This is a genomic window from Thioalkalivibrio sp. ALJ15 (assembly GCF_000383695.1).
Lineage (GTDB): Bacteria > Pseudomonadota > Gammaproteobacteria > Ectothiorhodospirales > Ectothiorhodospiraceae > Thioalkalivibrio.
The window spans coordinates 230,201-245,144 of record NZ_KB912058.1; the positions used below are offsets into that span (position 1 = coordinate 230,201).

Consider the following 14,944-nt stretch of genomic DNA (forward strand, 5'->3'; position numbering starts at 1 on the left):
TTTGTTTAAGGCCCGTGAATTACGAGCCTGCGACCGGGTCACGGGGCGCGAGTTCGGGCGATCAAACCAGAGCGGTGGACATGACTCAAGCCACAGCGGCGAAAGACTGGCATTTCTGGGTGGACCGGGGCGGGACGTTCACCGACCTGGTCGCACGTGATCCGGCGGGGCGCCTGCACACCCGCAAACTGCTGTCGGAGAACCCGGAGGCCTACCGCGATGCGGCCGTGCAGGGTATTCGCGATCTGCTGGAGCTCCCGGCCGATGCACCCATTCCGGAGGGCGTGGTACACGAGGTGCGCATGGGCACGACCGTGGCCACCAACGCCCTGCTCGAGCGCAAGGGGGAGCCCACGCTCCTGGTGATCACCAAGGGGCTGGAGGATGCGCTGGCGATCGGCCATCAGGCGCGCCCCGAGCTGTTCGCCCGCGAGATCCGCCTGCCGTCCCCGGTCTACGCGCGGGTGGAGCCGGTGCGCGAGCGGGTGAATGCGGCCGGCGAGGTCCTCATCCCGGTCGATCTGGACGCGCTGAGGCCGCGGCTGCAGGCGGCGCTGGCAGACGGCATCCACTGCGTGGCCATCGTCTGTCTGCATGGCTATCGCTACCCGGCACACGAGCAGGCGATCGCCTCGCTGGCGCGCGAACTGGGGTTCACCGAGGTCGCGACCAGCCACGCGACCAGCCCGCTGATCAAGCTGGTCCCGCGCGGCGAAACCACGGTGGTCGACGCCTATCTCTCGCCGGTGCTGCGCCGTTATGTCGAACAGGTGGCGGGCGAGCTGGGCCGTGTGCCCCTGCGGTTCATGCAGTCGCATGGCGGGCTGGTGGACGCGGCGCGGTTTCGCGGTCGCGACGCGATCCTGTCGGGGCCGGCCGGGGGGATCGTCGGGGCACTCAAGACCGCCGGTCCGCTCGGCTTCGAACGCCTGATCACCTTCGACATGGGGGGCACCTCCACCGATGTCGCGCATCTGGCGGGGGCGCTGGAGCGGCGCCAGGAGAGCGAGGTGGCCGGTGCGCGGCTGCGTGTGCCCATGCTCGATATCCATACGGTCGCGGCCGGGGGCGGATCGATCTGCCGCTTCGATGGCATCCGTCTGCGGGTGGGGCCGGAGTCCGCCGGCGCCCAGCCCGGACCCGCCTGCTATGGCCAGGGCGGGCCGTTGACCGTCACCGACTGCAACCTGCTGCTGGGGCGGCTGCGCCCGGAGTACTTCCCGGCGGTGTTCGGGCCGGATCGCGACCGCCCGCTGGATCCGGAACCAGTGCGCCGACAGTTCGCGGAGCTGGCGGCCGAGGTGGCGGCCGCCACCGGAGAGCCCGCGACTCCGGAGGGCCTGGCCGAGGGGGCGCTGCAGATCGCGGTGGAGCATATGGCCCAGGCGATCAAGACCATATCGGTGCAGCGCGGGCATGACGTCTCGCGTTATGCGCTGGTCTGTTTCGGTGGCGCCGGGGGGCAGCACGCCTGCCGCGTGGCGGAGCAGCTGGGCATGCGGCATATCCTGTTTCATCCGCTCGGTGGCGTGCTGTCCGCCTACGGCATGGGGCTGGGCGAGTTGCGCGCCCTGCGCGAACGCAGCCTGGAATGGCCGCTGGACGAGCCGCATGCCGGGGCGATCGAGTCTGCCCTGGCGGAACAGGCCGAGGCCGCCCGCGCCGCGCTGGCGGAGCAGGGTGTGGCGGCGGAGGACATGCGCATCGAGCGGCGGCTGCACCTGCGCCTGGCCGGTTCGGACACCGCGCTGGAGGTCCCGGCGGGCGAGCCCGCGGCGTTGATGGCGGCCTTTGCCGAGGCCTACCGCGCGCGCTACGGCTTTGCCCCGCCGGATCGTGAGCTGGTGGTGGCGATCGCGACGGCCGAGGCGATCGCCGCCCCGAGGGAGACCGCACCGGAGCGCATGGCGGCAGCGGTGACCCGAGGGCCTGCGCCGGAGGCGGATACGGTCGCGATGGTCATCGACGGCGAACACCGCCATGTGCCGCTGTACCGGCGCGAGTCCCTGCAGCCCGGCATGACCCTGGCCGGTCCGGCCATCGTGATCGAGCCGACCGCGACGCTGGTGCTGGAGCCCGGCTGGGCGGGGTGCATCGAGGCGGACGGGACCCTGCGGCTGGATCGCGAGCGGGGCAGCGCGCGGCGTCCGGGTACGGCGCCAGCAAACCCCGAGGCCGTCCCGCGCGATCCGATCCTGCTGGAGGTGTTCAACAACCGCTTCATGGCGATCGCCGACCAGATGGGCTTCACCCTGCGCAACACCGCGCACTCGGTGAACATCAAGGAGCGCCTGGATTTCTCCTGTGCACTGTTCGACACCGAGGGCCGTCTGGTCGCCAATGCCCCGCACATGCCCGTTCATCTCGGCTCCATGGGGGCCAGCGTGCGCGCGGTGGTGAAGGCGTTCGACGGCGACCTGCGCCCGGGCGATGCCTTCGTGCTGAACGACCCCTACAACGGCGGCACCCACCTGCCGGACATCACCGTGGTCACGCCGGTGTTCCTGGATGGCGACGAACAGGTAACCGAAGACCCGTCTGCAGCGGCCGGTGCCCCCGCGTTCTTCGTCGCCTCGCGCGGGCATCACGCCGATGTCGGCGGCATAACGCCGGGTTCCATGCCCGCGTTCTCCACATGCCTTGAGGAGGAGGGCGTGCTGATCCCGCCCACCCGGCTGGTGCGCGACGGGGTATTCGACAGCGACCGCATGCGCGCGCTGCTGGGCGAGGGGCCGTGGCCGACGCGCAACCCCGATCAGAACCTCGCCGATCTCGAGGCCCAGGTCGCGGCCAACCGCAAGGGACTGGAGGAGCTGGGCCGGCTCCTGGATGAGTACGGCGCGGCCATGGTGACAGCCTATATGGGCCACGTGCTGGACAACGCGGCCGAGGCGGTGGAAAGGCTGATCCCGCAGCTCGAGGCCGGCACGTTCGCGTATGCGATGGACAACGGCGCCGAGGTGCGGGTACAGGTCGCCCCCGATCCCGCCGACCGGCGCCTGCGCATCGACTTCACCGGTACCAGCGCGGTACGCGGGGACAACTTCAACGCGCCGAGCTCCATCGTGCGCGCGGCGGTGCTGTATGTACTGCGTACCCTGCTGGAGGATGCGATCCCGCTGAACGATGGCTGCCTGACGCCGGTCGACCTGGTCATTCCGGAGGACGGCCTGCTGAACCCGGCGCCGCCCGCCGCGGTGGTGGCCGGCAATGTCGAGACCTCGCAGGTGGTCACCGATGCCCTGTTCGGGGCGCTGGGGGTGCAGGCGGCGGCCCAGGGCACGATGAACAACCTGACCTTCGGCAATGCCGACTACCAGTACTACGAGACGATCGCCGGCGGGGCCGGCGCGGGGCCGGGTTACGCCGGGGCCAGCGCGGTGCAGACCCACATGACCAACTCGCGGCTGACCGACCCCGAGGTGCTGGAGAGCCGCTTCCCGGTGCGGGTGGAGCGCTTCGCCTACCGCCGCGGCTCAGGGGGGCAGGGGCATTATCCGGGCGGTGATGGGGTGATCCGCCGGCTCGGGTTCGACCAGGCGATGGAGGTCGTGCTGTTGTCCAACCGTCGCCGGGTGCCGCCGTTCGGGATCGCCGGTGGCGGGCCGGGTGCGCCGGGGGAGGATGCGATCCTGCGCGCCGACGGCACGCGCGAACCGATGTCCGCCTGCGATCGCCGCCATGTACAGCCAGGGGATGCGATCGAGATACGCACACCCGGCGGCGGTGGCTACGGAGACCGTCGCAGCGATGCGTAGGCGTTGAATCGCGGGAACCGGTCACACTTCCCGGGGTCCATGTTGCACTCAAGGGGAGATGCGGCATGCAGCGGATGATGGAGTGGGCGGAGCAGGGACGCGTGCCGGATATGCTGGTGCGTGCGGGGATCCGCCTGCTGCTGGCGGAGCGCCTGGCAGAGGTCTCCGGCACGGCCGAGGAGACCATGGAGCGGCGCTACGCCCTGATCGAATCCATGCGCGCTTCTCCCGTTGCCCTGTCCACCGATATTGCCAACGAGCAGCACTACGAGATCCCCACCGCTTACTTCGAGCATTGCCTGGGCCCGCGCCTCAAGTACTCCAGCGCCTGGTGGCCGGAGGGTGTCGACACCCTGGAGGCGGCCGAGGTCGCGATGTTGCGCCTGACCTGCGAGCGCGCGGGGATTGCCGACGGCCAGCGGGTGCTCGAGCTGGGCTGCGGCTGGGGGTCGCTGTCGCTGTGGATGGCCGAGCAGTACCCCGGCGCACGGATCACCGCCGTCTCCAACTCCAATACCCAGCGGGCCTTTATCGAGGCCCGGCGCGATGCCCTCGGGCTTGCCAATCTCGAGGTCCTGACCGCAGACATGAACACGTTCGCCCCACCGTCGCCGGGCTTTGACCGGGCGGTTTCGATCGAAATGTTCGAGCACATGCGCAACTGGCCGGAACTGCTGCGGCGCATTGCCGGGTGGCTCAATCCCGGCGGGCGCTTCTTCATGCATGTGTTCGCCCATCGCGAACACGCGTATGTGTTCGAGTCCGAGGGCGAGCATGACTGGATGGGGCGGCACTTCTTCCGCGACGGCCTGATGCCGTCGGACGACCTCGCGCGGCACTTCCAGGAGGACCTGCGTGTGATCCGCCAGTGGCGCGTCGGTGGGCAGCACTATGCCCGCACGCTCAACGCCTGGCTGGCCCGCCAGGATCGTGCCCGCGACACGCTGATGCCCCTGTTCGAGACGGCCTATGGTGCACAGCAGGCGGCACTCTGGTTCCAGCGCTGGCGGATCTTCTACATGGCCTGCGCGGAGCTGTTCGACTACAGCGGCGGGGACGAGTGGTTCGTCTCCCATGTGCTGTTCGAACGGCCGGGAGACTGATCGCGATGGAGACACTGATGGCGTTTCTCTGGGGGCTTCTGGCCAGCATGGTCCTGATGACCCTGGTCTGGGCCGGCAGCGTCTGGCGCCACGATGCCAGCCTGGTCGACCGCTTCTGGGGCCTGGGCTTCGTGGTCGTGACGCTGGTCTGGTGGGGGCTTGCGGGCTGGCCGGCGCAGGGCCTCTGGATCGTGATCCCGGTGCTGCTGTGGGGGCTGCGGCTGTCGCTGTTCATTACCTGGCGCAACTGGGGTCACGGCGAGGACGGGCGCTATACCGACATGCGCGAGGGGCTGTCGGAACGAGGGTTCGCCGCGCGCAGCCTGGTCACGATCTTCTGGCTGCAGGGTGCGCTGGTGGCCGTAATCGGCCTGCCGATGCTGGCGGTGACGAATGCCGTGAGTGTCTGGTGGCCGCTGGCCGCCCTGGGCGCGGCCGTCTGGGCGCTGGGCACGCTGTATGAATCGGTCGCGGACGCACAGATGGCGCGCTTCCGGGCCGACCCTGCACGGCGGGGCGAGGTCATGGACCAGGGCTTGTGGCGCTACAGCCGCCACCCGAACTACTTCGGCGAGATCGTCGTCTGGGTGGGCTACGGCTTGCTCGCGCTGGCCGTCGGGGGCTGGTGGGCGGTGCCCTCGGCGATCCTGATGATCGTGCTGATCCTGCGTGTGTCGGGCGTCACGTTACTGGAAAAACGTCTGCATGCCTCGCGGCCGGGCTATGCGGACTATGCGCGGCGCACCAATACGCTGATCCCGGGTCCGCCACGATCTTAAGGAAACACCGATCCGCCGCCGATTTCGGTGGCACTCCCTTGCTGTGCTTTCCCCGTCCGCGCTATAAAGCGCGCATCTTTCCGGTCTTCCGACGCGCGTTGGAGGCCGAGTTTCCCGATCGCCGATCTCACAGCAGGGCCCTACGCACGCATGAGCGCTACGCCGAGTCCCGTCCAGACCATTGAACTGAAAGGGCGCATGATGCTGGTGTCGGTGCTGCGGGTGTTCCAGACCGACCCCCGGCAGCTCGGCGAGCAGCTGATCGCACACCGGGAACAGGCCCCGGATCTGATGCGCGACATGCCCATCGTGCTGGACCTCGAGCCGGTGGCCGAGGCCCCCGAGAGCGACCTGCAGGCGACCATCGAGCAGGTGCGCGCCGAGGGCTTCAAGCTGATCGGCCTGCATGCCGGCGAGGTCGCCGAGCGTCTGCAGAGCTATTCCGAGCTATTCGATGTGTTGCCCGTGCTGCAACTGGGTGGCCGCGGTGGCGCGCCCAGTGGCGAGGTGCCCCTGGATGAAGGCGAGCCCCCGGAGCCGGCGCCGAGCAAGAAGGGCAAGAAATCCGCGGACAGGTTGGCCGAGGCCGCCCCCGCGGTCCACAGCGCGACCCGCGTGGTGGATCGTCCTGTCCGTTCCGGGCAGCAGATCTACGCCCGCGGCGGCGACCTGCTGGTGACCGGGGCGGTGTCCGCCGGTGCTGAACTGCTCGCGGATGGCCACATCCATGTGCTGGGTCCTCTGCGCGGGCGGGCACTCGCCGGCGTGCGGGGCCTGGAGACGGCTCGGATCTTCTGCCGGCGACTGGATGCAGAGCTTTTGTCTATCGCGGGACATTACCGGGTGGCCGAGGATATCGCCGAGTCCGAGCGCGGCGAGAACCGGCTGGTGACACTCGCGGGCGAAAGCCTCAAGATCGCTGAAATCTGAGCGAGCGGCGTAGAGGGCGCTCGGTCCTGTATACGTCATCGCGCGACGACCAAGGAGAAGCAGCCACCATGGCACGCATCGTAGTGATTACCTCGGGCAAGGGCGGGGTCGGCAAGACCACCACCTCTGCCGCGATCGCCACCGGTCTGGCCCTGCGCGGCCACAAGACGGCCGTGATCGATTTTGACGTCGGCCTGCGCAACCTGGATCTGATCATGGGCTGCGAGCGCCGCGTGGTGTATGACTTTGTCAACGTGATCAATGGCGACGCCAACCTGAAACAGGCGCTGATCCGCGACAAGCGCGCAGACAACCTGTACATCCTCCCGGCCTCGCAGACGCGCGACAAGGACGCCCTGACGCAGGACGGTGTGGAGCGCGTGCTGAACGAGCTGTCCGAGGACTTCGAGTACATCATCTGCGACAGCCCGGCGGGGATCGAGCGGGGCGCGCTGATGGCGGCCTACTTTGCTGACGAGGCCATCGTGGTCACCAACCCCGAGGTCTCCTCGGTGCGCGACTCCGACCGCATCCTCGGCATCCTCGCCAGCAAGACCCGGCAGGTGGAACAGGGCGGCGAGCCGATCCAGGGGCGCCTGCTGCTGACCCGCTATGCCGCGGAGCGCGCCGCGCGCGGCGAGATGCTCAGTATCGAGGACGTGGGTGAGATCCTGGCCATCGACCTGCTGGGTGTGATCCCCGAGTCGCAGGCCGTGCTGAACGCCTCGAATGCCGGCCAGCCCGTGGTGCTGGACGAGGAATCCGACGCCGGTCAGGCCTACCAGGATGCAGTGGATCGCTTCCTGGGCGAGGAGCGCCCGCTTCGCTTTGTCGATGTACCGAAGAAGGGCTTCTTCGGACGCCTGTTCGGGGGCTGACCATGGGCATCTTCGACTACTTCCGCCAGCCGCGGCAGAAAAGCGCCAGTGTTGCCAAGGAACGCCTGCAGATCATCGTGGCGCGCGAACGTGCGGCCCGGGGCGGGCCGGATTATCTGCCCGCGATGCAGCAGGAACTGCTGCAGGTCATCCGCAAGTACGTGAAGGTCAACGACGACGCCGTGCAGATGAACGTCGACCGCGAGGGCGACTGCGAGGTGCTGGAGTTGAACATCACCCTGCCCGACGATCGGGGCTAGCATATGTTCAGCCCGTCTCTCGCTGTAGGAGCTCAGCCCCCTGAGCGATGGGGAGCCAGGCCCGGCCCCCATCGGCCAGAGGGCTGGCCTCCTACGGTGGGTTGCCCCGGCCCCATCGGCTTAACATCGGCATAAGGCATATGATCCGTCCATGAGAATCCTGGTCACCGGCAGCGCCGGTTTTATTGGCAGCGCCCTCTCCCTGCGCCTGCTGGAGCGGGGCGACGAGGTCATCGGCGTCGACAACCTCAACGACTACTACGATGTCTCGCTGAAAGAGGCACGCCTGGCGCGCACGCAGGACCACCCGAGCTATACCGAGGTCCGCGAGGACATCGCCGACCGCGCGGCGATGGAGCGGGTGTTTCGCGAGCATCGCCCGGAGCGGGTGGTCAACCTGGCGGCTCAGGCCGGGGTGCGCTACTCGCTGGAGAACCCGGCGGCCTATGTCGACACCAACCTGGTCGGCTTCGGCAACATCCTGGAGGGCTGCCGGCACAACGGTGTGGAGCACCTGGTCTACGCCAGCTCCAGCTCCGTCTACGGCGCCAACACCACGATGCCGTTCTCGGTACACGACAACGTCGACCACCCGCTGAGCCTCTACGCGGCGAGCAAGAAGGCCAACGAGCTGATGGCGCATACCTATGCGCACCTTTACCAGCTCCCGGTGACGGGCCTGCGCTTCTTTACCGTCTACGGCCCCTGGGGCCGACCGGACATGGCGCTGTTCCTGTTCACGAAGAAGATCCTGGCGGGCGAGCCGATCGACGTCTTCAACTACGGCCACCACCGCCGTGACTTCACCTACATCGACGACATCGTCGAGGGCGTGATCCGCGCGCTGGATCGTCCGGCACGGGCCAATCCTGCGTGGACCGGGGCCGAGCCCGATTCGGCGACGAGTGCGGCACCCTACCGGCTGTACAACATCGGCAACCACGAGCCGGTGGAGCTGATGCGCTACATCGAGGTGCTGGAAGACTGCCTGGGCAAGAAGGCCGAGAAAAACCTCCTGCCCCTGCAGCCGGGCGATGTGCCGGACACCTACGCCGATGTCGAGGCCCTGCGCGAGGACGTGGGCTATGCCCCCGCGACCGCGGTGGAAGACGGTATCGCCCGCTTTGTCGAGTGGTATCGCGAGTACTACCGCGTCTGATCGTTGACCCGAGCGCGCCGTACTGGCGCGCTACCCCCAGTACCCCTGCCGGAACCACTGGCCGCTGCGCAGGCAGCGGTACAGCCACAGCCTGCGACCCTGCCGGTCGCACGTGACCGCGTAATCGCGGCGCACATCCTGCCCGCGGTCCCACCAGCCATCCTCCAGTCGGCCCAGCCCGTGCGTATGCAGCGGGGGCGGGATCGGCCGTGGGTCCTGTAGCCAGAGCGCCGTGCCGCAAATCACTTGCGCGGGTGTCGGCGGCGGAGGCGAGGCCGCCGCGTCGAGATCGTGTCGCGCGCCCTGGGCGACCTCGGGGCGAGGGATGCCACTCGCGGTCAGCCGGACGATCGCCTGCTCGCCCAGACGCGCGCTCAGACGGGCTAGCACGGCCGGCAACTGCGCGTCCGGCGGCGGGTGGCCCGGGGTCTCGGCCAGCAGGCTGGCGCCCTGCGCGGGCGGGTCGAGCAGCCGCGTGGCCCGCAGGCGCAGGCCGATGACCGGGGCGGGCAGGACCTCGCGTTCCAGCCGGGTCTGCCACAGGGGCAGCCAGTCCTCCGCACGGATACCGGGATCGCCGCGTTCCAGCGTTATTCGGGTAGGGGCCATTCGGGTAGCGGTAATCCGCGCATGCGCCTCACGGTGTTTCAGCTCCAGCGTCATCCCCTGCAGGCTGCGGTTCAGGCCGCGCAGCTGGGCCTCGGCCTGGCGCAGCAGGCGCTTGAGCGGGAAGGCCAGGGCCCCGGTCGCATGAATCTCGTGTTCCAGGCGCAGCGACAGGTCCAGTTCCGGGGGCGGGTCGAAGCGCGGCAGGGTCTCCGTGCGCCGCCCCAGCAGCCGATCCAGCAGTGTCAGCAACTCCGGGCCGTGGCGGCGCGCGAGTTCGGGGCGCGCCAGCCGCAGCAGGTCGCCGAGCTGGCGCAGGCCGATGGCCCGCAGGCCCTCCCGGGTCGCGGCGGAGAGCGGCAGGGTCTCCAGCGGGACCGGTGACAGGGTGCGGCGCAGGGCCTCGCTATCTTCGGGGATCGCGGGATTACGCAGGGTGGCCAGCAGGCGAGCGGCGGCCGGACTGCGTGCCAGGCCGATGCGCGGGTGGAAGCCCAGTCCCTCCAGGGTGCCCCGCACCCGTTCCCGCAGGGCGGCGAGCCCGCCGAACAGGCGCCGGCTGCGGCCGACCTCCAGCAGGATGCGCCGGGCCTCCGGCTCCGGGTGCACGTGATCGGAGAACTGCAGCAGCACGCCGGCCAGCATGGCGATCTGCGCGGTCTGGGCCTGCGGGTCGTGCTCGACGAGTTCCGGGGTGTCGAGGATGGCAAGGGCATCGGCCAGCGCCATGCCCGGTCGGGCCCCGGTGCGGCGCGCGGCGCGATTAGCGGCATGCACGCGTGGAGCGGCGCCGGCCTCGACCACCAGCAGGGGGCGTTCGGTCAGCCGTGAACGGTCCGGCTCGGTACGCGCCAGGGTCTCCAGCGCCAGGTGCGGCAGCTCGACCGCCATCCACTGTTCGTTTGCTGAGCGTGGTCCGATCCGTGGGGCAGGGCCGGACTCCGCTGGATGCTCCGAGGGTGCAATCGAGGGCGGAATCAGTGCTGCCTGGTGCCATGCGCGGGCCGGGCGCGAGGCACGCGGGTGCGGGACGGCTTGTGGTCGCTCCGGATGGCCCATCTCAGGGCACCGGGATGTGCAGGGCCTGGCCGGAACGGGCCCAGTCGCCGATGCCCTTCAGGCAGTTCAGTTCGAGGCCGTCGGTGGCGGGCTGCCAGCGCAGGCGCTGATGGGCCGGGGAGGGCTGCTCCGCGGCGCGCGGCGGGCGGTACAGGATGGCGCAGGCCTGGCTTTCGGCCGCGGCCAGGCGCAGCCGACGCAACAACGCGGTTTCCACCGGGCCGCCCAGCCAGGCCAGTAGGACCCCGAAGGCCGGGTCGCGCAGGCATTGTTCGCCGGCCCAGAGGGTGTCGCGGTCGTGTTCGGTGCGGATCAGCAGCAACCGTTCCGGTGGGATGCCAAGCGGCTGCCAGCCCGGCAGCCAGGGCGTGGCGGGCGGCGCCAGCAGTGCGATCCAGTACCCCTCGCGACCGCAGGCCGCGAGCATGGGGACCAGCAGACGGGTCTCGCCACAGCCAAAGGGGGCGCCCAGGAGTTCGATCAGCTGGCCGCGCGGCCAGCCGCCCCCCAAGACCCGGTCCAGCGCCGGGTGACCACTCGGCCAGACCGGGGCATTCGCGGCAGGGACTGCGCTGCGCCCGCGCCACAACGCCGGATGATCGAGCAGGGCATCAATGCCGGGCACGGGCTTAGCCCTGCGCTTCAAGATCGCGCAGTACGCCGACCCCGATACCCTCGATCGCCAGCTCCTGGCGCTCCAGGTCGATCTCGATCGGGGCGAAGTCGGGGTTCTCCGGCAGCAGGCGCACGCGGGCACCGTCCTGCTCGAAGCGCTTGACCGTCACCTCGTCCTCGATGCGGGCCACGACGATCTGGCCGGGGCGGGCCTCCGGGGTCTGGCGGACGGCCAGCAGGTCGCCATCGAGGATGCCGGCGTCGCGCATGCTCTCGCCATGCACGCGCAGCAGGTAGTCCGGGCGGGCCCGGAACAGGCTGTCGTCGATCCGGTAGTGGCGTTCGATATGCTCGGTGGCGAGGATCGGCGAGCCGGCGGCTACGCGCCCGACCAGAGGCAGTTCGGCCGGGCGGGCCGCATGCGCACCGGCCAGGCGGATACCGCGCGCGGCCCCGCCCACCAGCTCGATCGCGCCCTTTTTCTCCAGGGCCTTCAAGTGGCATTCGGCTGCATAGGGCGAGCGAAAGCCAAAGGCACGGGCGATCTCGCTGCGCGTCGGGGCCGTGCCCTGGGTGGCGACGGTCTCGGTGATGTAGTCGAGGATGGCCTGCTGGCGCGCGGTCAGGGACACGGCGGGTGTACTCCACGGATAACTGTTCATAAATACAGTATTCCGTGGCCGGGGCCGAGGCAAGTGCAAGGACTCGTCGAGCGCATTGAGAGCGGCTGATTCTTGTCCGGGGGCGCCCCCTGGAGGTCGGTTACAGGATGATCATGCGATGATGGCCCGCATGTGGGTCCGAAAGAAATAAAGGGATTTGATGGACTGGATTTTTCCGCTGATCCTGATTGGCGCCGGGCTGATCGTGGTCTCGGTGCTGACGTCGGCGCTGTCGTTCCGGCTGGGTGCACCGCTGTTGCTCGTGTTCCTGGGCATCGGCCTGCTCGCCGGCGAAGACGGCCTCGGGCTCGAGTTCGATGACCCCAATACCGCGTTCCTGATCGGCAGCCTTGCGCTGGCCGTGATCCTGTTCGACTCCGGCTTTGGCACCCGGCTGCGAACCCTGCGCCGGGCGGCGGGCCCGGCCATCGTGCTGGCCACGGTCGGGGTCGCCCTGACCACGCTGTTGCTGGGCGCGGCCGCCCACTGGTTGCTGGATCTGCCCTGGGGCTATGCGCTGCTGTTGGGGGCCCTGATCAGTTCCACGGATGCCGCGGCGGTGTTCTTCCTGCTGCGGGTGGGCGGGGTGAAGATCAACCGCCGCGTACGCTCCATCCTGGAAGTGGAGTCGGGCTCCAACGACCCAATGGCGATCTTCCTGACCGTGGTCTTCATCGAGTGGATCCTGTCCGGCACCACGGCCGGCGGTCTGGCTACGCTGTTCGCCACGGAATTCCTGTGGCAGATGGGGCTGGGCCTCCTGCTGGGTGTGGTGGGTGGCTATCTGCTGGTGGAACTGGTCAACCGCCTGCCGCTGGAGGAGGGGCTTTATCCCATCGCGGTAATGGCCGGCGCGGTCAGCCTGTTCGCGCTGGCCGGGTGGCTGGGGGGCAGCGGGTTCCTGGCCGCCTATGTGGCGGGCATCGTGGCGGGCAACCGCAAGATGCGGGGCGCGGCGAAGCTGCACCGACAGCAGCAGGGGCTGACCTGGCTGGCGCAGATCAGCATGTTCCTGATCCTGGGGCTGCTGGCCACACCCTCGGAGTTTCCGTCGCTGGCGTTGCCGGCCCTGGCGCTGGGCCTGGTGCTGATCCTGGTGGCGCGGCCGCTGGCGGTTTGGTTGTGCCTGCTGCCCTTTCGCCAGGACTGGCGCAGCACCGCGTTCGTCTCCTGGGTGGGCCTGCGCGGGGCGGTGTCGATCCTGCTGGCGATCCTGCCGATGGTGGCCGGGGTCGAGGGCGGAGAGGTGTTCTTCAATATCGTGTTCATGATGGTGCTGGTCTCGCTACTGGTGCAGGGCTGGACGATTCGCCCGGTGGCCGAGCGGCTCGGGCTGGTGGTGCCGCCGGAGATGGGCCCTGTCGAGCGTGTGCAACTCGAACTCCCCGGCAGTCCCCGGCACGAGTTGGCGGTATATCGCGTGATCGAGGACAGCCCGGTGCTGCGCGGGGCACGCCTGCCACGCTGGGCGCGCCCGTCGCTGGTGGTGCGCGAGGGGCGTTCGGTGCGCTATCAGCAGGCCGGGCATCTGACGCCGGGGGACTATGTCTACATCTTCGTCGTGCCGGAGCATGTGCCGTTGCTGGATCGCCTGTTCGCCAGCCCGCGCATCCCCGACCACGAAGACTCGGAGTTCTTCGGCGAACTGCCGCTGCATCCGGAGAAGCCGCTGGCCGATTTGTGCGAGATGTACGGGGTGTCCTGCGATGGCGTGGACGCGCAGCGGACCATCGGCGAATACCTGGCGCAGGAACTCCCGGGGGACCCGATCGTGGGCGACCGGGTGAGTTTCGGGTCCGCGGACCTGATCGTGCGCGAGGTCGACGAGGCCGGGCAGGTTACGCAGGCGGGTTTGGCCTTCCTGCGCCACGGGGCCGGGGGCGACGGGCTCACCCTGCCGTGGTACGGCTGGTGGCGGGCACTGCGCGGGCGTAGTGCCCCGAAGAAGAGGTAGCGCTACTCGGAATCCTGTGTACCGAGTAGAGGCCTCTACGGTGAACCCTGCTCCAGTGTCTTGCGCAGGTGCTCGATCTGCTCCGGCTTGATCCCGGCGATGTCCTTGATCGGCAGGGTGAATGCGAAGCCGTTCCCCACCTCGCTCAGCGCGAGTTCTTCGTCCAGGCGTTTCAGCAGTCGTTCGGCGAGGCTGGCCTCCAGGACCATCAGCAGCACGTTGCGGGCCGCGGAGTCCTTCAGGTCCATGATCGGTGAGCGGCGCAACTGGGCAATACCCTGTCCCTCCAGCAGCGTCAGGCCGGCCGCGCCCTCGCGGCGGACGGTCTCGATGGCGCGGTCGGCCCGGTTGCGCGGGACCACGGCGGCGAGCAGTACGAATTGCATGGCGTTCCTCGCGCAGGAGATTAGGGAAACACTGATTAATGTACACGCTCGCGCTCGAGTCGCTTTTGCGTGCGAACAAGGCGCGGTGACTGCCGTGCAGTCATTCTGCACAAGGGAGCCGCAACGCCGTGCGCGCGCAAAAGCGGCCGAGCCCTTGCATTCAATGGCTTGTGGGGTTGGTACCCCAGGTTCCCCGATCCTGCGTTGCGGCCCTTGCCGGTAGAACCACTACCGGCTGCGCACCGCGCCTGGTCTCGGAAAACCTGGGGTACCAACGCGAGCGTGTACATTGATCAGTGTTTCCTTAGGGTTGGGCAGGGCCACCGACGAACTGCATGCCCGCCAGGGCCTGGGCATCCAGCGTGAAGGCCAGACCGTTGTACGGCTGCAGCAGGTCCAGTTCCAGGTTCAGGCGGCGGGCGATGCGCTCGGCGCGTTGCTCGTCCAGCTCCCAGATGCAGACCGACTCGCGGCCCTGGTAGGTCACGCCGAGAAAGGTCATGTGGTCCGGAAAGCCGAGCCCCGAGCCATGCATCACCGTGCCGTCCATGCTGCCTTCCTCGGCGGCGATCGCCAGCGCCAGATCCTCGCGGTCCTGATCGACGATGGCTACCAGAAATGTTTCGGCCATTGGGTGACCCCTGGTTGTCTGATTCACTTGCCTGATTGTGTCGAGTATCTCAGCAACGCCTGCCGGGTGCCCAGACCCATGCCGCTGATCCTGGCAGCGGCTGCAGACGAAACGCAGTCCTGTTCGCCGTACCATACCCGGAATGTCGCGAGGGAAACACGGAT

At 68.9% G+C, this 14,944-nt stretch carries 13 protein-coding genes; 8 read left to right on the forward strand and 5 right to left on the reverse strand.

Going from position 1 to position 14,944, the window contains the following annotated elements; genetic code table 11:
• Positions 1-80 precede the first annotated feature (80 nt).
• From G015_RS0107875 to G015_RS0107905, 7 genes are all read left to right on the forward strand, one after another.
• Complete coding sequence (locus G015_RS0107875; RefSeq protein WP_020146419.1) at positions 81-3,758, forward strand: hydantoinase B/oxoprolinase family protein; 3,678 nt, start codon at positions 81-83, stop codon at positions 3,756-3,758.
• Between the two features lie 65 nt (positions 3,759-3,823).
• Positions 3,824-4,861, forward strand: coding sequence for a cyclopropane-fatty-acyl-phospholipid synthase family protein (locus tag G015_RS0107880; RefSeq protein WP_018137599.1), 1,038 nt, complete (start codon positions 3,824-3,826; stop codon positions 4,859-4,861).
• Between the two features lie 5 nt (positions 4,862-4,866).
• Positions 4,867-5,640, forward strand: coding sequence for a DUF1295 domain-containing protein (locus tag G015_RS0107885; protein WP_020146420.1), 774 nt, complete (start codon positions 4,867-4,869; stop codon positions 5,638-5,640).
• Positions 5,641-5,790: 150 nt separating this feature from the next.
• Positions 5,791-6,570: a septum site-determining protein MinC gene (minC, locus tag G015_RS0107890; protein ID WP_051068161.1), complete on the forward strand. Its 780-nt coding sequence runs from the start codon at positions 5,791-5,793 to the stop codon at positions 6,568-6,570.
• 68 nt (positions 6,571-6,638) lie between these two features.
• Positions 6,639-7,448, forward strand: a complete 810-nt coding sequence (gene minD / locus G015_RS0107895; protein WP_018994043.1) for a septum site-determining protein MinD — start codon at positions 6,639-6,641, stop codon at positions 7,446-7,448.
• Positions 7,449-7,450: 2 nt separating this feature from the next.
• The gene (gene minE, locus G015_RS0107900) at positions 7,451-7,708 is read left to right on the forward strand and encodes a cell division topological specificity factor MinE (RefSeq protein WP_018137595.1); all 258 of its coding nucleotides are present in this window, start codon (positions 7,451-7,453) and stop codon (positions 7,706-7,708) included.
• 151 nt (positions 7,709-7,859) lie between these two features.
• Complete coding sequence (locus tag G015_RS0107905) at positions 7,860-8,867, forward strand: NAD-dependent epimerase (protein WP_018994041.1); 1,008 nt, start codon at positions 7,860-7,862, stop codon at positions 8,865-8,867.
• A gap of 30 nt (positions 8,868-8,897) precedes the next feature.
• On the opposite strand, the gene G015_RS0107910 is transcribed toward G015_RS0107905, so the two are convergent.
• The 3 genes from G015_RS0107910 to lexA all read right to left on the reverse strand — a co-directional run bounded on the left by G015_RS0107910 (position 8,898) and on the right by lexA (position 11,779).
• Positions 8,898-10,364 carry a DNA polymerase Y family protein gene (locus G015_RS0107910; protein ID WP_020146421.1) on the reverse strand — a complete coding sequence of 489 codons (1,467 nt, stop codon included), beginning with the start codon at positions 10,362-10,364 and terminating at the stop codon, positions 8,898-8,900.
• A gap of 169 nt (positions 10,365-10,533) precedes the next feature.
• Complete coding sequence (imuA, locus tag G015_RS0107915; RefSeq protein ID WP_020146422.1) at positions 10,534-11,157, reverse strand: translesion DNA synthesis-associated protein ImuA; 624 nt, start codon at positions 11,155-11,157, stop codon at positions 10,534-10,536.
• Between the two features lie 4 nt (positions 11,158-11,161).
• Entirely contained in the window at positions 11,162-11,779 is a 618-nt protein-coding gene (lexA, locus tag G015_RS0107920) for a transcriptional repressor LexA (RefSeq protein WP_028490904.1), read from the reverse strand.
• A 190-nt stretch (positions 11,780-11,969) separates the two neighbouring features.
• Between lexA and G015_RS0107925 the strand changes: the two genes are divergently transcribed.
• Positions 11,970-13,763: a potassium/proton antiporter gene (locus tag G015_RS0107925; protein WP_020146424.1), complete on the forward strand. Its 1,794-nt coding sequence runs from the start codon at positions 11,970-11,972 to the stop codon at positions 13,761-13,763.
• A 35-nt stretch (positions 13,764-13,798) separates the two neighbouring features.
• Here the strand turns inward: G015_RS0107925 and G015_RS0107930 are convergent, their stop codons facing one another.
• Positions 13,799-14,149 (reverse strand): hypothetical protein, encoded by a 351-nt coding sequence (locus G015_RS0107930; protein WP_020146425.1) that lies wholly within the window; start codon positions 14,147-14,149, stop codon positions 13,799-13,801.
• Between the two features lie 304 nt (positions 14,150-14,453).
• Entirely contained in the window at positions 14,454-14,780 is a 327-nt protein-coding gene (locus tag G015_RS0107935; protein ID WP_020146426.1) for a hypothetical protein, read from the reverse strand.
• Positions 14,781-14,944 lie beyond the last annotated feature (164 nt).